Genomic DNA, 20,473 nt, shown 5'->3' with positions numbered 1-20,473 from the left:
TTTAAAGTCATGATACATAAAATGTTAAGTAACAAATGTCCAAACTGTGGTAAAGGACATGTTTATAACGAAAAGAACATTTACTTCAATTTTAGTAAACCTAGAATGAACAAAGAGTGTGAGCATTGCGGATTTGCATTCGAAAAAGAACCAGGGTTTTTCTTTGGTGCGATGTACGTAAGTTACGCTTTGGGAATTGCTGAAGCAATTACAGTATTTGTCATTGGAACTTTCTTTTTTGAAAACGCATTTGATCTACGAATCCTACCATGGATAGCCATCACTATTTTGTTGTTATCCTCTTTTAATATGCGGATTGCGCGAATAATCTGGATTTACCTATTGAAAGGCGTTTAAAAACAGAAATTAGTTCGGGATTTCATTTCAGAACGACTGACGACCTTGTCATTCGCATCTTTGAACCATCAAATTATCAATTAAACCAGCAAGTATAAAACTTCTAAAAATGAAAGCAGTAGTGTATTCTAAATATGGTTCGTCAAAAGTCCTAGAATTGAAGGAGTTGGAAAAACCCACACCAAAATCTAATGAAGTTTTGGTGAAGGTACACGCTACTTCGGTTACTGCTGGTGATGTAAGGTTACGTGCCTCTGATTTTCCAGCAATGGTATGGTTACCCGCACGTTTGATTTTTGGATTGTTCCGTCCAAGGAAGCGGATCTTAGGTCACGAATGGTCCGGAGTGATTGAACAAGTAGGAAGTAAAGTATTAAAGTTTAAAGTAGGAGATGAGGTTTTTGGTACCACGTCCATGCTAAAAACAGGAGCCTATTCTGAATATATGTGTATCCCTGAGCGTTGGAACCATGGTGTGGTTGCCAAAAAACCAAGGAACCTCTCTCACAAGGAAGCTGCTGTATTACCAATCGGCAGTATGACCGCTCAGTATATACTGGAAAAAGCGAATATTAAAAGAAACCAGAAAGTACTCATTTACGGAGCTTCTGGTAGTGTGGGGAGCTATGCGGTGCAAATTGCCAATCATTTTGGGGCACAGGTTACGGGAGTGTGTAGCACCGAGAATGTAGAGATGGTTGAACAATTAGGTGCTGAAGCTGTAATCGATTACAAAAAACAGGATTATGCTAACCTATCTGAACGCTTCGATATTGTATTTGATACCGTAGGTAAAACTTCAAAGTCTGATGCCAAAAGGGTATTAAACAATGGTGGGAAGTTTGTTTCCACAAAAATGCTCACCAAAGAAAGCGTCGAACTGCTTTTAAAGATACGTCAACTGGCAGAAACTGGGCAATTAAAACCATATATAGACAAAGAATACGGTTTAGAAACCCTTCGTGAAGCGCATCGATATGTGGATTCGGGAAGAAAACGAGGAAACATTTCAGTCGTCATTCAAAATTAAAATTATCAATCTGTGCTAAGCCTGGTTGAAGCATTAAAAAAATGAACAAACATGAAAAAAGTACTTATCATCAACGGACACCCTGATAAAGAAAGTTTTAACTGGGCATTGGCCGAAAGTTATAAAAAAGGGGCAATCTCAGGAAGTGCGAGGGTAGAAACTATAAACCTTTCGGAGCTTCAGTTTGATCCGAATTTGAAATACGGCTACAGAATTCCATATGCATTGGAGCCTGATTTGGAGATGGCTATCAAGAAAATAAAGGAAGCCGAACATTTAGTCTGGGTTTTTCCGATGTGGTGGTATGGCATTCCTGCTTTACTGAAAGGCTTTATCGATCGTACTTTTTTACCAGGGATAACTTTCAAATATCAAAAAGGAAAATTGTTTCCAGATAAATTATTGAAAGGGAAAACAGCACGAATTATTGTAACCGCAGATACGGTGAGTTGGTACAATAGTTTGGTGATGAAAAACCCAGCCATTAATCAGTTTAAAAAAGGAGTTCTGGAGTTCTGCGGTGTAAAGCCGGTAAAAGTCACATATCTCGCTGCAGTCAAAGACTCGACAGAAAAACAACGTAATCATTGGCTTACCAAAGTAAATCAACTAGGAGCAAGAGTACAATGAAAATGAAATAACGTACAAACGAAATCACTTTTAGAACAAATCAAATTTCTGCTCAAACAAATGTTTTGAGATAGGTATCAGGAAATTTGTATCAGTATTAATTAAAAATAGAATGAAATGAAAAATATTTTAGCCTTTTCTGGCAGTAACAGCCAGGATTCCATTAACGAAAAACTGATCCATTCAGTAATTAAAAGATATCCCAATCATGATATCCGATTTATCGATCTTAAAAAATTTGAAGCCCCCATCTATTCACCTCAAATACAGGCTACGGGAATTCCAAAATCAATACAAGAGTTGTATGCGATTTTTCAAGAAAGTGAGGGTTTTATTATAGCCTCGCCAGAACACAATGGTTTGCCATCTGCATTTTTGAAAAACACTTTGGATTGGCTCTCTGTGATCACTCAACGTTTCTTTGGAGAAAAACCGGTCTTGTTGTTAAGTACTTCTCCTGGCGCTACAGGTGCACGAACCCACTTATCAATATTGGCAAAATTAGTTCCATTATGGGGGGAGTTCTAAGTGCTACCTATTCTCTTGGCAGTTTTAATGAGGCTTTTGATACGGATCAAAATGTCATCAAAGATGCAACAGAGTTACATCATCTGGATAAAGCGTTTTCCGCTTTTGTAGCATCAAACCCTAAACCGAAGAAAACCAATGCAGAAGTAGTGCAGGCCTATTTCAATGCTTTTCAACATGGAGATTTAGAAGCGGTACTTAGTGTTTTTCATCCAGATTGCTATATCGTGAGTGTAAAAGAAGAGGAGCGACCCACAGAACAGCTTCATGGTATTTATCGCACCCGAAAGGAAGCAAAACAATTTTTGAACAACATTGTAGCCCTTTTTGAAACCAAAGCATTTGTAGTAGAAACCGTTGTTGAAGCAGCCGATAATTTGGTGGTTGCCAAAGGTACCTTCTCGCATTTGGTTAAAAGCTCAGGGAAACTGTTCAATAGCAATTGGGTACAACTTTGTGTGATTGAAGATGAAATGATAAAAGAATATCGTTTCTACGAAGATTCTGCAGCTCTTATTGAAGCTTCAACTATTGAATATGCATAATGATGATACCTGCGGCTATAGAACATCAATTTGAATTTTGGAGACATATCGGTCAAGTGGGAGAATATTTCCATCAATATGATGGGTTTTCCAGTCTTTCCCCCAAAGATGCCACTTGGCCCTCTAAAATATTCGATCTTAAAGAATATCATATTGAAACATTAAAACAAAAGATCACAAATCATCATCTCTCCAAATTCGCAGCGGTAGAGGAAAATGAAGCACTTGAAATGCTCTTACGATCAAAGGGATTTACTCAGACATCTTCTGTAGCGGCAATGACGAAAAAAATTAACGAGAAGATTCATGCTACTTTCTATCCTGAAATTGAAAAAGTAACAGACATTTTGAGTGCACGAACATTTGCAAAAATTGCGTCTGCAGCATTTGGTTACCACATTTATGAGAGTACTATCGCGCCTTTAATTCAAAGTACAAAAGTTCAGTTATTCTTAGGAAAACATGAAAATAAATATGTAAGTTGTGGAATCGTATTTGTAGATGCTAATGGTGATTCGGGACTACATATGATTGGAGCTAAAAAAGAATACCGAGGATTGGGATTAGGCAAGAAAATGACCCAACATTTACTTTCTGTAGCATTAAGAAACGAAAGTGATTATATTCATCTGGTAGCTTCAAAATTAGGAGCACCTATTTATCAGAAGCTTGGTTTTCAGAACCAGGGATATTTAAAGTCATACACCATTCAATAGAACAATTATGAAGTACATTTGTTTAATCCTGTTCAGCGTTATGATTCCTGCTAATGCTCAAAATATAAATCAACTTTTGTCTAGTAAATTAGACTCCATATCAGAAAACCCTGTATATAGCATTTCTGTGTATATAAAAAACCAGGATGGCGTACTTATGGATCAAGTGGTTGGACTGCGTAAAAAAGAAGGAGAGAAAGCATTATCAACAGACCAGTTTAGAATTGCCAGTAGTACAAAGTTGTTTGTATCCACCATTATTTTGCAATTACAGGAAGAAGGAAAGCTTAGTCTTTCGGATAAGATATATCCATACCTTAAAGATATCGAGTATTTGAAGTTGGATGAATTTCATTATTATGACAACTTAGCTTTTGCTAAAGAAATAAGTATTGAACAGCTACTATCTCACAAAAGTGGATTAGCAGATATTTTTAATGACAAACAGGAGGCTTTTTTTGAGCGTGTCATGCAAAATCCAGAACGGCAATACCAACCTAAAGATATAGTCGATTTGTATTTTGAATTTGGGTTACATAAAGAAACTAAATCTAGACCTGATAAGGGTTGGCATTATTCTGACATGAACTATGTACTGCTAGGTTTATTAATAGAACAATTGGAACAAAAGTCATTATCGCGATCCATTCGAGATCGTATTTTGCGTCCGCTGGATTTAAAAGATACTTACTTTGAGTTTTATGAAAAAACCGACACCCATAAAGCCAGATTGCATCAGTATATAGGTAACATCGATTTTGATACGGTAAATACCTCTTTTGATTGGTCTGGAGGAGGGTTGGTGAGTACGCACCAAGATTTGGCTACTTTTATTGAAGCCCTTTTTAACAAAAAACTTATTTCTGAAACATCATTACAGAAAATGATTGCGGTACAGCCTACTATAAATGACCACCTTCCATATGGGTTGGGAGTTTATAAGTCTGTATACAATAATCATACTTTCTTTGGGCATTATGGATTTTATGGTACGTATATTGGGTATTGCGTAAGCACCAAAACCGTGCTTTCGTATTGTATATCACAGGCCACGCCTTCGTTTAATACCTATGAATTGGTAAATGCTATTGTTGAAAGTGTAAAATGATCACTTAAAAATCATAGTTATTCTGTATTTCTCCTAAGTAGTCTATAATTCAAATAAAAAAGCTCACCAATCGGTGAGCTTTCTATTCTTAAGTGACCTCGGCAGGATTCAAACCTGCCTTCAGTGACCATGGCAGGATTCAAACTACCTATTTGTGACCACGGCAGGGTTTAACTCCTTGTCCTTATGACTTCCACATACTTCTAGCTTTTCGGCGAATGTGGAGATTTTTCTGGTTCTAAAAACTTCGTTACAAAATCTGTTGACCGAATTGTTGACGGTCTACTTGATTGCAAATGATGCTATTTGACTTTCAGTACAAAGATAAAAAACTATAATAGCTAAATCAAAAACAAAGCAATTCTGAAATACGCTTTAGTTCCATTTTCTCCTATTTTAAGCTTTCTCTATTTAAATTAACTCACCTAGCTTACCTCTTAATACTATTTTGCAAGCAAAACACCAATTTAGATTTTAACATTACATCAAACCATTCTTAAACTAGCTTAAGTTTTTTATCAAAGTAGCCTGATAGATTTATCGCTATTAATTTCTAAAGAAAATTAAAGTGAAAATTCAAATCAAAACAACGCTACTTTTATTAGTAATAGCATTATCAGGATGTAATTCAGATGATGACAAAGTTCCGATTATCAACCTAACAAATGAGTTCATTGTAAATAGCTCAACTACTTATTTAACCCCGAATGGATATTTGGAGGAGTACCCATTCGAATACTATCAGGACTTCCAATCCAATGAAGAATTCGGTTGGTTTGCCTTAAAATTTATTGACGGAGAATACGCCTCTTTAGACCCACAAGTACGCCCTCCTTGTCCAAGTGCTGAAAATTTGAATCACGGGGTTTCGATTTGGCTTCGTTTAGACCATGATAGCAGACTAGAATCAGGCACTTACAACTATACTGATAATGATGCAGAGTTGGGTATTATGGGTAACTCAGAGGTGTTTTTCGATTTCCGATATATCGAAACCAATTGCTTTGGTATTCCCGATACCAAGCTAAATATAGTAGATGGAGAATTGAAAGTTACAAAAACCATTGATGGCTATTCAATATCCTATAACCTCACTTCAGAAAACGGCACAGAAATCACAGGCACTTATTTTGGCGATTTAACAGAACGTACTGTATCAGAATGGTAATAAGCATAGAACATTTTTTAACACAAATACTTAATTTAAAACACATTCATCATGAAAAAAACATTCTTCATTGCAATTCTATTAGGTTCTATTTTAACAGCTAAAGCCCAAGACACGCAAACAAGTAATTCACAAAATGCTAGCGTAGAAAAATCAGTCTTTGGCATTCAAGCAGGATTTGCAGGACTATGGGTTCACAATGAACTAAAACTAGCCAATCAACTAGCCTTACGAACTGAAATAGGTTTTGATGCCTATGAAAATGACGACTACTACCCTGATGCAGGCTTTTTATTCTCTACAGTATTGACACTAGAGCCTAGATGGTACTATAATCTAAATAAGAGAGCGAGCCAGTCAAAATCAATTGATGGTAACAGCGGTAACTTCTTTGCATTAAAATCTAGTTTACGTCTTGAAGATTTACTAATTGAGTTCGGAGATGATGAGGATGTAAATATGGTAAATAATCTTTCTATTGTTCCAACTTGGGGAATAAGAAGAAACTTAGGAAAGCACTTCAATTATGAAGCGGGAGCAGGAATTGGCTACATACACTTTTTTGCCAAAGATGCAGGATTTGAAAAAGACAAAGGAGAGCTGGCCATAAATCTCCATTTAAGAATCGGCTACAGGTTTTGATAATGAAAAAATATGCTCAAATACAGATTTCAAGGTATAGTTTTATAACTATAGTGGGATTTGGGTTGTTATTTTCTATAGTAATAAATAGTCAAGAGCAAAAGGCAATAGAAACTCAGTTTCCTATTGCCTTTACAGGATTAACTGTTAGCGATTTTGCTTACCCCAGAGTTTGGTGGAGTTCAGAACAACATGCAAACTTCAAATTTAGTCATAGGGTTAGTAAAAATGTTTTTTTGGAATGGCAAGGAGAGTACGATACTTTTCTGATAGCTGATGTTTTTAAAACTCCGCTTCTGACTAAAATATATTTTACAGATAGACTATATCTATACACAGGAATAGAACTAGAAATGGAACGTGACAAATTACAGATTGATTTACCACCACCCCAACTCAAGTTTAAAAATGGCTGGGGGTATGATATTAAAAGTAATTTTTCTTTAGAAGTTGAGCATGACCTTCATTTCAACAAATCTGTTTATGGAGCTTATGGAACTCCTAGCTTATTGTCTTTACATGGTAAATTTAAATTTTAAAGGGCGAGATTTTTATCTTTGTAAGACTAAAATACACAGTACTATAGACCAAAAATGTTGATACAATTTTTAGAACATATTAAAACATTTACTCAATTCGATAAGGAGGACTTTGATAGAATTCAAGACTATTTCGATATTCAAATGTATCGCAAAAAGGATATTATTCTTTCAGCAGGCTCTAAATGTAATTGTAATTATTATGTTTTAGAAGGTTGTCTTCATATGTACTTTACAGGAGAAAACGGAATACAAAGAACTGTTCAGTTTGCTATCGAAAATTGGTGGATGACCGATAACTTAGCTTTCAATAAAGGTGTGGTTACCGATTTTACTATTCAAGCTGTTGAGAACACTACGCTCCTTAGAATTAGTCGTGAAAATCAAGAGAAGCTTCTCAAAAATTTTCCTTCGCTAGAAACCTATTTCAGAAAAATCTATGAGATTTCTTATGGAGCTTCATTAATGAAAATGAAATATGTATTCGATTATTCCAAAGAAGAAATTTACTATCATTTTACAGAAAGATTTCCGCAGTTCGCACAGCGTGTGCCACAATATTTGATTGCCTCATACTTGGGGCTTACTCCAGAATATGTAAGTGAGATAAGAGCCAAGAAACGTTCTTAAACCAGTTTAAGTTTTTAGCCTTGACCATTGAATAGTTTTGCCCAAAACAAAATTATTTATCGATGGAAAGAATACAAATTGACATAGCAGAACCTACTGCTTACCAAGCCATGTTTGCGTTAGAAGGGTATTTGGCCAAATCTAACTTAAGTGAAACCCAGAAAAATTTAATCAAGATAAGAGCTTCCCAAATTAATGGATGTGCTTTCTGCATTGATATGCACATTAATGAAGCCTTAAAGGCAGGTGAAAACCCAAGACGTATTTATGTGTTAGATGGTTGGAGAAAAACAGACTGGTTCTCTGATGATGAAATCGCTTTACTAAAAATGACTGAAGAACTAACGGTTTTAAACAAAGATGGCTTAACAGAAGCTATCTATAAAGATGTGCTAAAGCATTTTGATGAGCAGACGTTTTCTCAAATAGTTATGGCTATAGTAACCATAAATGCCTGGAACAGAATTGCTATAAGTACAAATAAACCTTTACCTCAGGATTAAAAGGCCTAAACCAATCACAATCAATGAAAGCATTATTAATAAACGGGCATGAAAAAGTAAGCCATGTAAAAGGTGAGCTTAACCATGCCTTTTTTACCGTAGCTCAACATACCCTCAAAGTGTTAGGCTACGAAACCAAAAGTATAATTATAGACGAAGGTTATGATGTTGAGGAAGCCATACAAAACATCATATGGGCGGATGTGCTTATTTATCAAACCCCTGTTTTTTGGTTTTCCATTCCTGGAAAATTCAAAACTTTTATGGATAGGGTCTTTGGTGCAGGTCGCCTACGTTTTTTTATACCTGATTCTGAAACTATGGAATATGGTACAAGAGGAAATCTAACGGATAAAAGTTATATGCTCACAACCACTTGGAATACGCCTGAAAGTGTATTTAACAATAGAGAAGCTTTCTTAATGAAAGACAAAACCCCTGATGATGTGTTTTTACCTTTTCATATGTCAAACCGATATTTTGGTATAAAGCAGCTTCCTTCATTTGGAACATTTGACATTTACCATAACCCTACTATAGAAGAAGATTTGAAAACGTACAAAGAGCACCTCATAGAAAACATCGGACAACTAAATCAATCAACAGAGTAATGGATATTATTATTCCCGAAAATGGTATTCTATCTAAAAGTCAGACGCGTACTTTCAAACGAATGTTGATAAGCGCAAAAATTCAAGAAAATCTCAATAAACTATTCAAAAAGTTAGGATTAAGAACCTACAAGGATTTTAGTCTTGAAAACATTAGAGTCCCAGATTCTAAAATCTCACTTATGGCTGTAGAACGTGTCATGGATGAGTCTAATGAAATGCTTTTTAACCATTGTTTCAGGTCTTATTATTGGAGCGCAGGCTTTTCATTATCTGAAGGATTACGTATTGATGAAGAATTATTGTTTGTTTCATCAATTCTACATGATATAGGGTTAACAGATAACCATAAACATGTTTGTAGTTCTCAATGTTTTGCCAGTTATGGAGGAAAGTTTGCCGAAGATTTTTTAATTGAAAACGAATTTGATGCAAAGCGAGCAAAATTGGCTCAAAACGTTATTGCACTACACCTAAATCCTATAGTAGATAAAGGTATTTATGGCAATGAAGCCTATTGCTTATCAAAAGGCGTTATTATGGATGTTATTGGTGCAAACTCGTTTCAGTTAGATAAAGATTTTTTACAGAGTGTAATTAAACAATATCATAGAACCCAGTTCATAGATGAAATTACCAGAACTATGAAAGAGTTCAATCATAAAAAAAATACAAGGCCTGAAATTCTTTATAATATGGGCTTTGACAAATTAGCACGTAAGAACGCTTTAGACAAGCTCACTTAGCACCAAATTTGTTCAAAAACAAAAACCAATCTTAATCCTATTAAATTATGAAAAAGGCATTAGTTCTTTTCTTTCTATTATTGATTTTTCAGTCCGTCATAGCTCAAAATTCACTAACTAAATCAGAGAAGAAAGATGTAGTTGGAAAAGTATCTCAAACACTTATTAAAAACTACGTATTTCCAGAAATTGCAGAGCAATTAGCAAAGAAAATACAAACAAACCTTGATAAAGGTATTTACGACACTATTACCAATCGACTAGTTTTCGCAAAGCAGCTTACAAAGGATGTTCAGTACCTTAATAATGACAGACATCTAAGAATTCTTTTTGAGCCAGAAAGGATAAAAAAAGAAATATGACCGTAACCCCGCAAGACAGTATTAAAAAACAACAGGATTATATTAATTGGCTGAAACGCACCAATTACGGATTTAAAGAAGTACGTATTCTTGAGGGTAACATAGGCTATGTTAACATAACCCGTTTTAGTGAGCCTGAACTAGCCTCTTCAATTGCTGATAATATTATTGAGTTTATAAGCAATTCGGAAGCCATTATTTTTGACCTTCGCAATAATGGAGGAGGCACACCTCAAATGGTACAATGGATAATCAGCTATTTTTTTGATGGAGACCCTTTTTTATTGAATTCTTTCTACAAGAGAGAAAGTAATTCAACAAAGCAGTTTTGGACAATTCCCCATCCTGAAAATAAAAGACTTCCTAATATAGATTTGTATGTATTAACAAGTGAAAGAACCTTTTCGGCAGCAGAAGAATTCGCTTATGATTTAAAACATCTCAAAAGAGCAATGATTATTGGAGAAGTTACAGGAGGTGGCGCACACCCTGGAGGCCGTATCAATATTTCAAAATATTTTAATGTTTGGACACCAACCGCAAAGGCTATCAACCCTATCACTAATACTAATTGGGAAGGTAAAGGTGTAAACCCTGATATTCTTGTAGAGAAAGAAAAAGCCCTAAATGTTGCTCATAAAAAAGCTTTGGAAAACTTAATCAAAAAGAAGGGAGAATCAGATTTTTATGCTAAAGCATTAAAAAAATTACAGGAGAACTAGGAAGAGTTCAATCATAAAAAAATACAAGGCCTGAAGTTCTTTATAATATAGGCTTTGACAAATTAGCAAGAAAAAATGTGTTAGATACATTTATCTAATTTTAAATAAATAAGAACATCGATGTCATATAAAATTGGAAAAATAACAGGTATTTATCTTATCATAACGGGTATAGGATTTTTAGTGTCTGATGAATATTATTCAAAGATGATTGCTCATACAGATTCCGACCCGGTATTAATTAATCTTTCCGGAATGGTTCATTTTTTTATCGGGATGACAATTTTAGTAAGTCATTGTTTATGGAAAAATATCTTGCAGGTTATGGTTACTTTGCTAGGGTTTATGTTTTTGTTGAAAGGACTTTTTCTAATTGTATTTCCGGAACTTATGCTTCAATCTATTAGCGACACGGCAAAAATTCCTTGGGCAATGCCTATTGGTTTTATAGTAATAGGAATACTAGTTGGCTATTTGGCATTCTTCTATAAGGAAAAATCCAATGACTATGAAGTCAAAGACTAAACTTGAATCTCAATTCCTAAAAATATCAAATCATAAAATAGAATACTATGCTTGTAGACAACAAAGTGAATACAAAAACTAAATTGGCTGCTCACTGGGCGTGCCTTATGACCCTTTATATTTATGCCGATTATTTTGAATTGAAAACACCAGGTAAAATTGAGGAGGTGATGAATCTAAAAACACCTGTTGGCGATGCCACACCAGAATTACTTGTGATTTTTTCTCTAATCTTGATAGTCCCCTCGTTGATGATTGTTCTCTCGGTAATTTTAAAACCAAAAATCAATAAATGGCTTAATGTGGTCGTGGCACTATTATGGGCTTCGATGTCCTTATTAATTGTCATTGGTGAAATTAATGGTATCGGGGGATGGTATTCTTTCTATTTACTATACCAATTTGCAGAACTATTTGTTTTTGGCTCAATTATTTGGCATGCTTGGCATTGGTCAAAACATTAAGCTTGATAACATACAAAGTTGCTCAATTTTAATTATCAATAAATCGATAAATTAATATCGATATAATTCCTATTGTAAAAAAAGAAAACACCAAGATTGATGCTGTACCATCATAACAAGCCCCAACAATAATGGACAAAGGAACAGCTACCAATGTAGATATAGAGCCAATTATTGATGACCCCATACCAGCAATATGGCCAAAAGGAATCATCGCCAGAGAAGTTAAATTACCAACCAAAATACCATAACTAAACAGCAACAGGAACATAAATAAAATGAACATCCAAAGTGAGAGTGGTTGCTCAAACCCTAAAATCATTACAGAAACAATACTACTACATATTATAGCAGATTTCACTAATAACTTCATTCCTAATTTCTCTACCAGTTTGGCATTGAAAACCAAAGCTAGTCCTATACTAAAAGCTAAGAATCCGAAATAAAAAGGATATTGATTGCCTAACTGATATTGAAACTCAAAAATCTCTTGAGACAGGTTTAAATAAGCAATAAATACTCCTGAAAACAAACCAGCTATTATTGTATATCCAATAGATTTCTTGTTTCTAAATATTTCTAAGATTGCTTTTGATATCTGTTTAAAAGTGAAACTTTTTCTTTTCTCATTTGATAATGTCTCTTCTATCCTAAGACCAAACAGGAAAAAAGCAATTAAACCGAAGCAAAAGAATGTAACAAACAACATTCTCCAGCTTGATGCTTCCAAAATGAACTTTCCTAAGATGGGAGATACTACTGGGACAATAATATTAATCGCCACAACAAGTGATATGGTTTTAGCCATTTTTTCACCTACAAATTTATCCCTCGCAATAGTGATACTTAGCACTCTTGGTGCCCCCAACCCAACACCTTGTATAATCTGGCCAACAAGCAGACTTTGGATATTCCATGACGAAAAAGAAAGTAAGCAGCCTGTTAAGAATAGGATATATCCTAAATAAATAATCTTCTTTCTACCAAAAGCATCTGCTAATGCTCCATAAAATAGTTGGCTAATTCCTGTTCCCATATATAGCAAAGAAACACTTAGCTGAATTTGACTTTTATCGTCCAACTTTAAACTTTTGGACATAGCGTCAAATGCAGGAAGCAACATATTAATAGTCAGGGTATAAGATGCCATTAACAATGCCAGTATAATGACAAATTCGGTGTGGTTTGATTTTTGAAAATCCATGAAGTCAAAGGTGAGCCTTTGACTTCATGGGCTTCTTAAACTGGCTTAAGAAATTAAGTAGTCATTCCAAAAGTAAGTATATGACCGTCTAAGTCCATAACATCAAAATCTGCCATTCCATATTTTTGGTCATTCAAATCCCGATGAAAAGCTACTTGCTTTGAAGTATACTCTTCATGCAAGCGTTGAATATCATTAACAAACACATAAATATTGGTATGAATAAATTCTCCTTTTTTATACCCTTCTTTTAAGGTTAAATGAATTTCAATTTTTTCTCTTTTTATGATAGCATAATCAATTGGTGAATTCCAAGAAAAGATAACTTCAAATCCAAGTTTATTGGTGTAGAATTCAATGGACTTATCGATATTTGATACGGGCAATACGCAAGATGCGTGCGAAAATAGCTTACTCATTTATAGTTTGGTTTTGGTTTACAGACCTCAATGATTATTTTTCCACTTTTACTTTTCTTATCGTAGTGTATTAAAGCTTCCTTGGCTTTTTTTAAATTATAAACCCAATCTACGTGGGTTTTAACAGCCCCAGACTTCAATAAAGAAGCAATAGTATTTAAGTCGCTTTGTTTTACTTTATGGGTAAGATTGGTAAACTTTTGCTTATCTAAAAAAGATAATAAAGGCCCTAATAGTAGTGCTTGAAAAATCTGTTTCATTTTTCCGCCTATAACTACATATGTACCTTCTTTTGAAAGGATAGATTTGTATTTAAAAATCGAACGAAAGCCAGCAATGGCTATTATAAGGTCATATTTTATTCTTCCATTTACAAAATCTTCTTTTTTGTAATCAATTACGTGGTCTGCTCCCAAAGACTTCATTACATCTAAATTTTTTGACCCGCAAACCGCTGTAACTTCCGCTCCAAATGTTTTGGCTATTTGTATTGCAAAAGTTCCAATACCTCCACTAGCTCCACAAATAAGTACTTTTTGATTTTCTTTTAATCGCCCTTTATCTCGGAGTCCTTGTAAAGCTACCACAGCAGATTGAGCACATCCAGCAGCTGCTTCAAAAGACACGTTCGAAGGCTTATGCACAAGGTTACTTTGGTTAACGCAGACATACTCCGCAAATGCACTCATCTTGTCATCACCGTTATCCCCAAAAACAACATCACCTACCTTAAAATTTGATACATTTTTTCCAACTTCTTCAACGTAACCTGATATATCTCCACCAATGATATTTTTTTTAGGTTTAGATATCCCTAACCATAAGCGAATTAAAAAGGGTTTTCCTTTTACGTGAGATACATTAGCATAGTTTACTGAGGAACATACCATTCTTACTAAAACCTCGTTATCAGAAGGTTTTGGTTTTTCAACATCTTCGAATCTGATATTATCAAAATCACCGTATGTAAGAACTCTGATAGCTTTCATTTATGATAATGTCTCAATTTCTAGACTCAGTATTCGTTTTTTTAAGCAGCGTTACAAACAAATCATTAATTGGCGTTGGCATACCATTTTGTTTGCCTCGTTCTACAATGACTCCATTCTTGGCACCTAGTTCTATTGGTTTTCCATTGAGTCTATCTGTGAGCATTGAACTAGACTTTTCTGGAGGATAAGACAACAATTTAGTAACCATTTTATCAATAAAATCAACTTCTATTTTAGCTCCGTCCGCTATAGCTACTTGCGTAGCTTCTTTTAAAGCTGTTTTGTACAATTCGAGCAATTCTTCATCTTGAAAAATCCAGCAAGTTTCACCACTTAAACATAGAATGGAACCAAGTGCAGAACTCTCACATACCTTTTTCCAACATGATGTTTTAAAATCGACGGTTTGTTCAATCTCTATACTTTCACTTTTGAAAAGATTTTCAAAATCCTGCGCCAACTTGCTCTGAGGTGCTGTTAGTTTAGATGTATTTAGTCTTTCGTAAACGCCATCTTGCCTACGCTGCGTAGGACAATCGATAATACATTCTAAAATGTTTTCTTCTTCTGTGTATTTCAACAAGGGAATTTTATGATATAATCCATTTCTAATAGATACTAATTTGGTATACGGTTTTATCAATTTTAAAAACACATCATCAGCACTATCGTATTGATGTTCTTTTAGACATATTATTAACCAGTCCAATTCTTGATTGTAATTGTTTATGACATCTACCAGAATTTCACTTTCTATACCATTATATAGGACCCTTATAGTATCTTTTGGAGTTCGATTGTAAAAGTGTAAGTCGAGTGATATATTTTCTTTCAATAGACAAGAAATGGCACTACCTATGGCACCAATTCCAAGTATACCGATATGTGTTTTTCCATTACTCATATTTGAAACTACTTTAACTTACCGTAATAAATCAAATCAATTAATTCACCGGAGGTTGTTTTATAATCCATTCTTATAATACCTTCTTTCTCAAACCCACATTTTTCTGCAATAGCTTGTGCTGCTTTATTGGACTCATGAGTTCTTAAATATATTTTCTTGAACCCAAATTCCTCGAAGCAATATGCTACGAAATACTTCATAGCTTTCGAAGTGATACCCTTGCCAGCAAAATCTTTATCAGTATAGCACCCTATTTCTGTTTTGGGTATTGACCAGTCTACATTCTTTAAATCAAAAAAGCCAATAAAATGCCCTGTTTTACTATCCACTAGTACAAAAGGAAAATAGGTTTTTGCTTCTCTTCTTTTTATCATTTCAGCTAAGAAAACTTCGGTATCTTCCTTACTTTTTGTTCTTGACGTAGTTCCTGTGAAAAAATCTTCCAGTCGTTTTCTATTTCTTTCTACCAAAACAAAATAAGGGGCTAAGTCGTTATTTTCAAGAGGTCTTATGATATAATTTTCGAATTTCACCATATTTATTTTTTCCAATTTTGTAAACGGTCAAGATATAAATAAGATTCCACGAACTCTCTATGCTCCTTTGATGTCATTTTTTCGACTAAGTTCAAAGCTGAGATATAACTTGCTAAGTTGCCATTTGAGGAACTAAATTTACCATCTTCAACAAATGTGGTCTCAGCATCATCTTGGACCAATAAGTCTGGATAATCCTTTTGAAGCTGCTCTCCACCACCTATATAAGTAACTATTTTTTTGCCTTTGGCTATACCTGAAACACCAACCAACTTAGCTCCAGCACAGTTACTTACGGTATATTTCGTCTCTTTATTTTTCTCTTGAATGAACTGTATCAAATTCTTGTCCCTAACCTGAGAATACATATCATATGCACTTGGTATAAAAAGTGCTTCTAATCCTGGGCATTCGTCAAAAGTGTAATCGGCTATCAAGGTTAAACCCTCTTCGGCTACAATCGGATTTTTATGCCCTGCTACGGTAATAACATTAAAAAGCTGTTCTTTATCTTTTGTTGGTTTAGAGAAAACATCGGCAGTAGCCGTAACTTCAGTTATGAGTACTCCATCATAAATTAAAAGTCCAATCGTAGGCAGGTCTTTATTGAAAGGTTTTATGTGTTTTGCTATTGTCTCAACTTTAGCTTCTTTGGGAACTGAAGATTCTTCTTTTTGTTCCTTTGAGTTACAACTAAGTACTAAAATTGTTGTAAAAATTAATAATGATGATATAGTTTTCATGGCTTTAAATTTTAATAATATGCTACAAAAATATTATCCAAAAACAGGGAAAGAATTAAACTGGTTTAAGAAAGCAAATTTTCTTTAGGCTTTAAATTATCTTGGGATATAATATTAAACGGGAATTTTTACTCTGGTTGAATTTAGAAAGAATCATTTTCACTATTCAATTCGTCTTACATAATACGTTTTACCTAATCTTTTCAAACTTTTTACTATTAGGATAACGTATGTAATGTATTCTAGTTTAAATAGAATAAAAAAAGTAAAGCTAGCCATTATATATGTTTTCAATTAGAATGAAACTTATATGCATAGTTATAGCCTTGGCAGATTAATAAATAAACCTATTCCAAGATAAAGCTTCCTTTTCGTTATTTTTCTCATTTTAAAAATTAACGGACTAGTTTGAGGATAGCAAGGATTTTTACGAACTAACTTTTCGATTAAACACAGTATTTTTTAATTCTTTTTCCTAACGAATTTAGTATTTCCGAATGAGATTTTCTCACTTTATCCTTATCCAACGTTCCTCCTAAAATTATCATTTCTTTGTTCAAAAAACGCTGCCCAAGTCTATCATCAATCATAACGTTTCTCATACTTTCTGCAATTCCAATTTCATGCAAAAATTCATTTGGATGACCTGCAGTACATAATGCTAATCCGTATTTCAAGATTTTCATTCTCTTAATATTATTTGTGGTTTTAGAACCATAAGCATAGCCAACTGAATAAACTCTATCAAACCAACCTTTTAATTTTGAAGGGCAATCACTCCACCAGACAGGGTAAAGAAAAATTAGGCAATCTGCTTTTTCTATTTTTATGTGTTCCTCTTTTATGTCTTCAGGAATCGGTAAACCCAAGTTAGCAAAGCCTTCTCTTTCGTATTCTTCCTCTGTCATATCGGTTTTGAAGTTCATTGCGTATAAATCCGAAATTTCGTACTCTAATTCCTCATCATCCAAATGGGATTTCAATTGTTCTAATATTTGAAATGTATATGATTTTTCGCTTGGATGGCAATAGACAATCTGTATTTTCATATTAAACTTTTAATTAAAGTTGATTTTCCTTTACTTAAACTTTTGCGAATCCATACCTTAGTTTATTTGCCAATAATCAGCCTTCCGAGATTGAACCACCTTTATATTTTCCAATAATTGTTTCACCACTATGGGAATAATGAAAGACCGTTTCGTTTGATGGTAATCCGCTTTTATTTTCGGTAGTCACAAATTTTTTATTGTCTAAGTTTATTTTTCGTTCGTTTTTAATTGGCTACAACTTCTAGTAAATGTAAAAAAGTCTATGACTTATTTTGTTTTAAGACAAAGAAATAAACCCAAGCAATGAAAAAAACTGTAGTGGCACTCTAAACCATAGATATATCAAGCCTGGTCCATTTGTTAGTCCTGTTTTGTAGTCCACATGTTCAATTGCCGCTTTAATATTACTTGGTAATACCAAAATGAAAAATAGTATAAGTGAACACCCTAAGAAAGTCTTATATTTTGGAATTAGTAAACCGATGGCAAATAAGATTTCTAGAACTCCTGTTACTACAACCAAACCCTGTTTAAACGGAATAAAGTCAGGAATCATAGCTGCCATTCCCTCGATGAAAATGAAATGCCCTATTGCAGTAAAAATTAACATGATGGACATTGCAATCTTTCCCGATAGTTTGTAGTCAACCTTTTTCTTGAGAAATCTTAAGATGATAACACAAATGATAAAAGATGTAATGAGAACAATTAATGGTTTCATGATGAACACTTTTTCTGCAAAGTAAAAAGTGGATTTTAAAATAAAACTTAAACTGGTTTAATAAGTTGTAATTGTCACAATTAAGATTATGAGTTAGCCCCACTTCCTTCCATTTTAAGCTTCTCGTAGTTTTTTAATTCACTTACCACGTACTCGCCATCACTCTTTTTTTGTCAGCAAAACAACAACATTCAGTTTTGAACTACGGCATAAACCAGGCTCGTACCTCGCTCTTTTTTATACGTCTTATCAAACCTGAATATTGAATCATACAGGGCATCAAAAAAAGGTAACAACGAAGGCTCTATGGGAAGTAAATCAAAATATCGAACTATGAAATCATCTCAAAATATCCAAAAAGGAAGTGGAACTAAAAAATCAAAAAAGGAAAACACTCAGGATATAATAAGTAAATCAATTTTTTAATCATTTAAATCTATAATTATGAGTATTATCAAAAATCATGTACAGTTAATCGGAAATGTGGGTATAGACCCAACCATTACCAATCTTCAAAACGGAAAGAAAGTAGCTCGCTTATCCTTGGCAACGAATGAAAATTACAAGGATAGTAGAGGAGAAAAACAAACTGAAACCAATTGGCATACCATTGTTGCTTGGGGCAAGGTTGCAGAAATCATTGAAAAGTATGTCACCAAAAGGAAAGAGATTGGTATTTCGGGAAAACTAAAAACTCGAACCTATGAAACTGAAAGTGGCATTACAAGATATGTTACCGAGGTTGAAGCAAACGAAATATTGCTTTTAGGTAGTAAGTAAACCAAAAAACAAAGAGGGTGATACCGTGGAAAGTCGCACCCTCTTTTTCATCATTCACTTAATAAGAAAATAATGAAAGGCAAAGTTAACGAAATAAGCATCAGTTACAAAGAGCGTAACACCATTGAAAACGCACTAAGTATAAAAAGTTCATGCGATGCAGCAGAACTACTTTTTGAAAATTGGGATGAAAATAACATCGAATTACATGAAAGTTTTAAAATCTTGCTATTGAATAACTCGAATAAGGTCAAAGGAGTTTATGAACTATCTAAAGGTGGGATTACAGGAACATTAGTTGACATGCGAATATTATTTGCTACAGTTCTAAAATCTCTATCCGTAGCAATTATTTTAGCACACAATCACCCTTCAGGAAAATTACAAGCCAGTGAAGCGGATATTCGATTGACCAAGAAAATACAGAAAGCTGCAAAACTTTTGGACATTTCGGTTTTAGACCACTTAATCATTGCACCAAACGGAAACTACTACAGTTTTGCCGATAATCATATAATTTGAAGGTAATTGACTTAAATTACCTATGGTCGGGTTTCGTTAAATTTCTTAGATTTAAGATGTCGGAACCCGACTTTTTTTATGTATGGTTATCCTATCATGATTTGACTTTCCTGATAATCATACCCATCAAAATTACAACTAAGAGCAACTGACCTTTCGACAAGCTCAAGACAGGCTTTTTGGTCAGGTTGTTTGGAATTTTGTTCGCTTTTGGCGAACGAAATGGAAAAGCAAGAGGGTAACACGCTGCGCGATGTTTCAGCAAGCTTCTTGTTTTTAAACAACTGTTTTACAGTGATTTAAAAAAATAATTTCAACGAGAATAATATTTAAAGTACTGGTTTTTAGAGTAAAAAGGCGTTCAGCCCAGAAAAACCAATGAATTTTTAGAGTAAAAATGGATAATGGATACGAAAAAGAACAATTTACAACCATCAGTTTTAAAAGCTCGATAGCTAAAAAATTTCGGTCTTTTAGCAAGAAAATGGGAGCATCCAATTCCATGACCTTGTTGATGATGCTGGACTTTTTGAAACCAATAACCTTTCCCCAAAAGAGTCCATTGGTCCGACAGTCCATACCCTTGAAAATTTGATTAAAAAACGAGTAAGTGCGGTCATTGCCATTCTAAGGGATATGGAAAAAAGCCAGACCCGACCTACAGTCGCCATGATGCAATCGCTCTTTGAAGAAGCGGAACCCAAAAACAAACCGCCATTGGTCGAAAAGAAAGTGTTATTTCAGGAAAAGAAAAACAACGAGAATTAATCA

Annotated in this window: 30 protein-coding genes and 1 pseudogene; 22 read left to right on the top strand and 9 right to left on the bottom strand. The window is 34.2% G+C overall.

Annotated elements, in window-relative coordinates; translation table 11 throughout:
• Positions 1-9: 9 nt before the first annotated feature.
• The 18 genes from AC0L3Q_RS19045 (at position 10) to AC0L3Q_RS18960 (ending at position 11,826) form a co-directional block, all read left to right on the top strand.
• A complete protein-coding gene (locus tag AC0L3Q_RS19045) occupies positions 10-357 on the top strand; it encodes a DUF983 domain-containing protein (RefSeq protein ID WP_473281999.1) in 348 nt (115 codons plus the stop codon).
• Between the two features lie 109 nt (positions 358-466).
• Positions 467-1,387: an NAD(P)-dependent alcohol dehydrogenase gene (locus AC0L3Q_RS19040; protein ID WP_473281997.1), complete on the top strand. Its 921-nt coding sequence runs from the start codon at positions 467-469 to the stop codon at positions 1,385-1,387.
• 51 nt (positions 1,388-1,438) lie between these two features.
• Positions 1,439-2,017: an NAD(P)H-dependent oxidoreductase gene (locus AC0L3Q_RS19035; RefSeq protein WP_473281994.1), complete on the top strand. Its 579-nt coding sequence runs from the start codon at positions 1,439-1,441 to the stop codon at positions 2,015-2,017.
• Between the two features lie 117 nt (positions 2,018-2,134).
• On the top strand, positions 2,135-2,545 hold the full coding sequence (locus tag AC0L3Q_RS19030) for an NADPH-dependent FMN reductase (protein ID WP_473281991.1): 411 nt from the start codon (positions 2,135-2,137) through the stop codon (positions 2,543-2,545).
• Positions 2,530-3,090 carry a nuclear transport factor 2 family protein gene (locus tag AC0L3Q_RS19025; RefSeq protein WP_473281988.1) on the top strand — a complete coding sequence of 187 codons (561 nt, stop codon included), beginning with the start codon at positions 2,530-2,532 and terminating at the stop codon, positions 3,088-3,090. Before AC0L3Q_RS19030 ends, AC0L3Q_RS19025 begins: the two co-directional genes overlap by 16 nt.
• Positions 3,090-3,806: a GNAT family N-acetyltransferase gene (locus AC0L3Q_RS19020; protein WP_473281986.1), complete on the top strand. Its 717-nt coding sequence runs from the start codon at positions 3,090-3,092 to the stop codon at positions 3,804-3,806. Before AC0L3Q_RS19025 ends, AC0L3Q_RS19020 begins: the two co-directional genes overlap by 1 nt.
• Before the next feature lie 7 nt (positions 3,807-3,813).
• On the top strand, positions 3,814-4,914 hold the full coding sequence (locus tag AC0L3Q_RS19015) for a serine hydrolase domain-containing protein (RefSeq protein WP_473281983.1): 1,101 nt from the start codon (positions 3,814-3,816) through the stop codon (positions 4,912-4,914).
• A 568-nt stretch (positions 4,915-5,482) separates the two neighbouring features.
• The gene (locus AC0L3Q_RS19010; protein WP_473281981.1) at positions 5,483-6,082 is read left to right on the top strand and encodes a hypothetical protein; all 600 of its coding nucleotides are present in this window, start codon (positions 5,483-5,485) and stop codon (positions 6,080-6,082) included.
• A 51-nt stretch (positions 6,083-6,133) separates the two neighbouring features.
• A complete protein-coding gene (locus AC0L3Q_RS19005) occupies positions 6,134-6,724 on the top strand; it encodes a hypothetical protein (RefSeq protein WP_473281979.1) in 591 nt (196 codons plus the stop codon).
• A gap of 2 nt (positions 6,725-6,726) precedes the next feature.
• Positions 6,727-7,263 (top strand): hypothetical protein, encoded by a 537-nt coding sequence (locus tag AC0L3Q_RS19000; protein WP_473281977.1) that lies wholly within the window; start codon positions 6,727-6,729, stop codon positions 7,261-7,263.
• A 54-nt stretch (positions 7,264-7,317) separates the two neighbouring features.
• The gene (locus AC0L3Q_RS18995; protein WP_473281974.1) at positions 7,318-7,893 is read left to right on the top strand and encodes a Crp/Fnr family transcriptional regulator; all 576 of its coding nucleotides are present in this window, start codon (positions 7,318-7,320) and stop codon (positions 7,891-7,893) included.
• Positions 7,894-7,955: 62 nt separating this feature from the next.
• On the top strand, positions 7,956-8,396 hold the full coding sequence (locus AC0L3Q_RS18990) for a carboxymuconolactone decarboxylase family protein (RefSeq protein ID WP_473281972.1): 441 nt from the start codon (positions 7,956-7,958) through the stop codon (positions 8,394-8,396).
• A 23-nt stretch (positions 8,397-8,419) separates the two neighbouring features.
• Positions 8,420-9,007 (top strand): NAD(P)H-dependent oxidoreductase, encoded by a 588-nt coding sequence (locus AC0L3Q_RS18985; RefSeq protein WP_473281969.1) that lies wholly within the window; start codon positions 8,420-8,422, stop codon positions 9,005-9,007.
• Positions 9,007-9,753 (top strand): HD domain-containing protein, encoded by a 747-nt coding sequence (locus AC0L3Q_RS18980; RefSeq protein WP_473281967.1) that lies wholly within the window; start codon positions 9,007-9,009, stop codon positions 9,751-9,753. The genes AC0L3Q_RS18985 and AC0L3Q_RS18980 overlap by 1 nt, the downstream gene beginning before the upstream one ends.
• Positions 9,754-9,800: 47 nt before the next feature.
• The gene (locus AC0L3Q_RS18975) at positions 9,801-10,115 is read left to right on the top strand and encodes a hypothetical protein (protein WP_473281965.1); all 315 of its coding nucleotides are present in this window, start codon (positions 9,801-9,803) and stop codon (positions 10,113-10,115) included.
• Positions 10,112-10,837 (top strand): S41 family peptidase, encoded by a 726-nt coding sequence (locus AC0L3Q_RS18970; protein ID WP_473281963.1) that lies wholly within the window; start codon positions 10,112-10,114, stop codon positions 10,835-10,837. The genes AC0L3Q_RS18975 and AC0L3Q_RS18970 overlap by 4 nt, the downstream gene beginning before the upstream one ends.
• A gap of 120 nt (positions 10,838-10,957) precedes the next feature.
• Positions 10,958-11,362 (top strand): hypothetical protein, encoded by a 405-nt coding sequence (locus AC0L3Q_RS18965; RefSeq protein WP_473281961.1) that lies wholly within the window; start codon positions 10,958-10,960, stop codon positions 11,360-11,362.
• A gap of 47 nt (positions 11,363-11,409) precedes the next feature.
• A complete protein-coding gene (locus AC0L3Q_RS18960) occupies positions 11,410-11,826 on the top strand; it encodes a DUF6326 family protein (protein WP_473281959.1) in 417 nt (138 codons plus the stop codon).
• A 28-nt stretch (positions 11,827-11,854) separates the two neighbouring features.
• Here AC0L3Q_RS18960 and AC0L3Q_RS18955 read toward each other — a convergent pair whose 3' ends face one another.
• From AC0L3Q_RS18955 to AC0L3Q_RS18915, 9 genes are all read right to left on the bottom strand, one after another.
• Positions 11,855-13,030, bottom strand: coding sequence for a multidrug effflux MFS transporter (locus AC0L3Q_RS18955; protein WP_473281957.1), 1,176 nt, complete (start codon positions 13,028-13,030; stop codon positions 11,855-11,857).
• A 53-nt stretch (positions 13,031-13,083) separates the two neighbouring features.
• Positions 13,084-13,449 carry a glyoxalase superfamily protein gene (locus tag AC0L3Q_RS18950; RefSeq protein WP_473281955.1) on the bottom strand — a complete coding sequence of 122 codons (366 nt, stop codon included), beginning with the start codon at positions 13,447-13,449 and terminating at the stop codon, positions 13,084-13,086.
• Positions 13,446-14,438: an NAD(P)-dependent alcohol dehydrogenase gene (locus AC0L3Q_RS18945; protein WP_473281952.1), complete on the bottom strand. Its 993-nt coding sequence runs from the start codon at positions 14,436-14,438 to the stop codon at positions 13,446-13,448. Before AC0L3Q_RS18945 ends, AC0L3Q_RS18950 begins: the two co-directional genes overlap by 4 nt.
• 13 nt (positions 14,439-14,451) lie before the next feature.
• Positions 14,452-15,345, bottom strand: a complete 894-nt coding sequence (locus AC0L3Q_RS18940; protein WP_473281950.1) for a ketopantoate reductase C-terminal domain-containing protein — start codon at positions 15,343-15,345, stop codon at positions 14,452-14,454.
• A gap of 8 nt (positions 15,346-15,353) precedes the next feature.
• Positions 15,354-15,884, bottom strand: a complete 531-nt coding sequence (locus tag AC0L3Q_RS18935) for a GNAT family N-acetyltransferase (protein WP_473281948.1) — start codon at positions 15,882-15,884, stop codon at positions 15,354-15,356.
• Between the two features lie 2 nt (positions 15,885-15,886).
• Entirely contained in the window at positions 15,887-16,627 is a 741-nt protein-coding gene (locus AC0L3Q_RS18930) for a DJ-1/PfpI family protein (RefSeq protein WP_473281946.1), read from the bottom strand.
• A gap of 446 nt (positions 16,628-17,073) precedes the next feature.
• Positions 17,074-17,676 (bottom strand): NAD(P)H-dependent oxidoreductase, encoded by a 603-nt coding sequence (locus AC0L3Q_RS18925; protein WP_473281944.1) that lies wholly within the window; start codon positions 17,674-17,676, stop codon positions 17,074-17,076.
• A 76-nt stretch (positions 17,677-17,752) separates the two neighbouring features.
• The gene (locus AC0L3Q_RS18920) at positions 17,753-17,890 is read right to left on the bottom strand and encodes an avidin-fold protein (protein WP_473286968.1); all 138 of its coding nucleotides are present in this window, start codon (positions 17,888-17,890) and stop codon (positions 17,753-17,755) included.
• Between the two features lie 66 nt (positions 17,891-17,956).
• Positions 17,957-18,400: a DoxX family protein gene (locus AC0L3Q_RS18915; RefSeq protein WP_473281942.1), complete on the bottom strand. Its 444-nt coding sequence runs from the start codon at positions 18,398-18,400 to the stop codon at positions 17,957-17,959.
• 444 nt (positions 18,401-18,844) lie between these two features.
• Here AC0L3Q_RS18915 and AC0L3Q_RS18910 point away from each other — a divergent pair, with 444 nt between their 5' ends.
• The 4 genes and pseudogenes from AC0L3Q_RS18910 to AC0L3Q_RS18895 all read left to right on the top strand — a co-directional run bounded on the left by AC0L3Q_RS18910 (position 18,845) and on the right by AC0L3Q_RS18895 (position 20,470).
• On the top strand, positions 18,845-19,180 hold the full coding sequence (locus AC0L3Q_RS18910; RefSeq protein ID WP_473281940.1) for a single-stranded DNA-binding protein: 336 nt from the start codon (positions 18,845-18,847) through the stop codon (positions 19,178-19,180).
• A gap of 72 nt (positions 19,181-19,252) precedes the next feature.
• A complete protein-coding gene (locus tag AC0L3Q_RS18905; protein WP_282089234.1) occupies positions 19,253-19,702 on the top strand; it encodes a JAB domain-containing protein in 450 nt (149 codons plus the stop codon).
• A gap of 397 nt (positions 19,703-20,099) precedes the next feature.
• A pseudogene (locus AC0L3Q_RS18900) lies at positions 20,100-20,317 on the top strand (BfmA/BtgA family mobilization protein); the annotation flags it as partial.
• A gap of 21 nt (positions 20,318-20,338) precedes the next feature.
• A complete protein-coding gene (locus tag AC0L3Q_RS18895) occupies positions 20,339-20,470 on the top strand; it encodes a hypothetical protein (RefSeq protein ID WP_473287053.1) in 132 nt (43 codons plus the stop codon).
• Positions 20,471-20,473 lie beyond the last annotated feature (3 nt).

The organism is Aquimarina sp. KJ22-3, from assembly GCF_055808215.1.
This window is presented reverse-complemented; position numbering and strand designations above follow the sequence as displayed.

What these genes read in the sequence shown, in the direction of transcription:
- AC0L3Q_RS19045 (WP_473281999.1), top strand. Translation starts at nt 10, where the DNA reads ATGATACATAAAATGTTAAGTAACAAATGTCCAAACTGTGGTAAAGGA.
- AC0L3Q_RS19040 (WP_473281997.1), top strand. Translation starts at nt 467, where the DNA reads ATGAAAGCAGTAGTGTATTCTAAATATGGTTCGTCAAAAGTCCTAGAA.
- AC0L3Q_RS19035 (WP_473281994.1), top strand. Translation starts at nt 1,439, where the DNA reads ATGAAAAAAGTACTTATCATCAACGGACACCCTGATAAAGAAAGTTTT.
- AC0L3Q_RS19030 (WP_473281991.1), top strand. Translation starts at nt 2,135, where the DNA reads ATGAAAAATATTTTAGCCTTTTCTGGCAGTAACAGCCAGGATTCCATT.
- AC0L3Q_RS19025 (WP_473281988.1), top strand. Translation starts at nt 2,530, where the DNA reads ATGGGGGGAGTTCTAAGTGCTACCTATTCTCTTGGCAGTTTTAATGAG.
- AC0L3Q_RS19020 (WP_473281986.1), top strand. Translation starts at nt 3,090, where the DNA reads ATGATGATACCTGCGGCTATAGAACATCAATTTGAATTTTGGAGACAT.
- AC0L3Q_RS19015 (WP_473281983.1), top strand. Translation starts at nt 3,814, where the DNA reads ATGAAGTACATTTGTTTAATCCTGTTCAGCGTTATGATTCCTGCTAAT.
- AC0L3Q_RS19005 (WP_473281979.1), top strand. Translation starts at nt 6,134, where the DNA reads ATGAAAAAAACATTCTTCATTGCAATTCTATTAGGTTCTATTTTAACA.
- AC0L3Q_RS19000 (WP_473281977.1), top strand. Translation starts at nt 6,727, where the DNA reads ATGAAAAAATATGCTCAAATACAGATTTCAAGGTATAGTTTTATAACT.
- AC0L3Q_RS18995 (WP_473281974.1), top strand. Translation starts at nt 7,318, where the DNA reads ATGTTGATACAATTTTTAGAACATATTAAAACATTTACTCAATTCGAT.
- AC0L3Q_RS18990 (WP_473281972.1), top strand. Translation starts at nt 7,956, where the DNA reads ATGGAAAGAATACAAATTGACATAGCAGAACCTACTGCTTACCAAGCC.
- AC0L3Q_RS18985 (WP_473281969.1), top strand. Translation starts at nt 8,420, where the DNA reads ATGAAAGCATTATTAATAAACGGGCATGAAAAAGTAAGCCATGTAAAA.
- AC0L3Q_RS18980 (WP_473281967.1), top strand. Translation starts at nt 9,007, where the DNA reads ATGGATATTATTATTCCCGAAAATGGTATTCTATCTAAAAGTCAGACG.
- AC0L3Q_RS18975 (WP_473281965.1), top strand. Translation starts at nt 9,801, where the DNA reads ATGAAAAAGGCATTAGTTCTTTTCTTTCTATTATTGATTTTTCAGTCC.
- AC0L3Q_RS18970 (WP_473281963.1), top strand. Translation starts at nt 10,112, where the DNA reads ATGACCGTAACCCCGCAAGACAGTATTAAAAAACAACAGGATTATATT.
- AC0L3Q_RS18965 (WP_473281961.1), top strand. Translation starts at nt 10,958, where the DNA reads ATGTCATATAAAATTGGAAAAATAACAGGTATTTATCTTATCATAACG.
- AC0L3Q_RS18960 (WP_473281959.1), top strand. Translation starts at nt 11,410, where the DNA reads ATGCTTGTAGACAACAAAGTGAATACAAAAACTAAATTGGCTGCTCAC.
- AC0L3Q_RS18955 (WP_473281957.1), bottom strand. Translation starts at nt 13,030, where the DNA reads ATGGATTTTCAAAAATCAAACCACACCGAATTTGTCATTATACTGGCA.
- AC0L3Q_RS18950 (WP_473281955.1), bottom strand. Translation starts at nt 13,449, where the DNA reads ATGAGTAAGCTATTTTCGCACGCATCTTGCGTATTGCCCGTATCAAAT.
- AC0L3Q_RS18945 (WP_473281952.1), bottom strand. Translation starts at nt 14,438, where the DNA reads ATGAAAGCTATCAGAGTTCTTACATACGGTGATTTTGATAATATCAGA.
- AC0L3Q_RS18940 (WP_473281950.1), bottom strand. Translation starts at nt 15,345, where the DNA reads ATGAGTAATGGAAAAACACATATCGGTATACTTGGAATTGGTGCCATA.
- AC0L3Q_RS18935 (WP_473281948.1), bottom strand. Translation starts at nt 15,884, where the DNA reads ATGGTGAAATTCGAAAATTATATCATAAGACCTCTTGAAAATAACGAC.
- AC0L3Q_RS18930 (WP_473281946.1), bottom strand. Translation starts at nt 16,627, where the DNA reads ATGAAAACTATATCATCATTATTAATTTTTACAACAATTTTAGTACTT.
- AC0L3Q_RS18925 (WP_473281944.1), bottom strand. Translation starts at nt 17,676, where the DNA reads ATGAAAATACAGATTGTCTATTGCCATCCAAGCGAAAAATCATATACA.
- AC0L3Q_RS18915 (WP_473281942.1), bottom strand. Translation starts at nt 18,400, where the DNA reads ATGAAACCATTAATTGTTCTCATTACATCTTTTATCATTTGTGTTATC.
- AC0L3Q_RS18910 (WP_473281940.1), top strand. Translation starts at nt 18,845, where the DNA reads ATGAGTATTATCAAAAATCATGTACAGTTAATCGGAAATGTGGGTATA.
- AC0L3Q_RS18905 (WP_282089234.1), top strand. Translation starts at nt 19,253, where the DNA reads ATGAAAGGCAAAGTTAACGAAATAAGCATCAGTTACAAAGAGCGTAAC.
- AC0L3Q_RS18895 (WP_473287053.1), top strand. Translation starts at nt 20,339, where the DNA reads ATGGAAAAAAGCCAGACCCGACCTACAGTCGCCATGATGCAATCGCTC.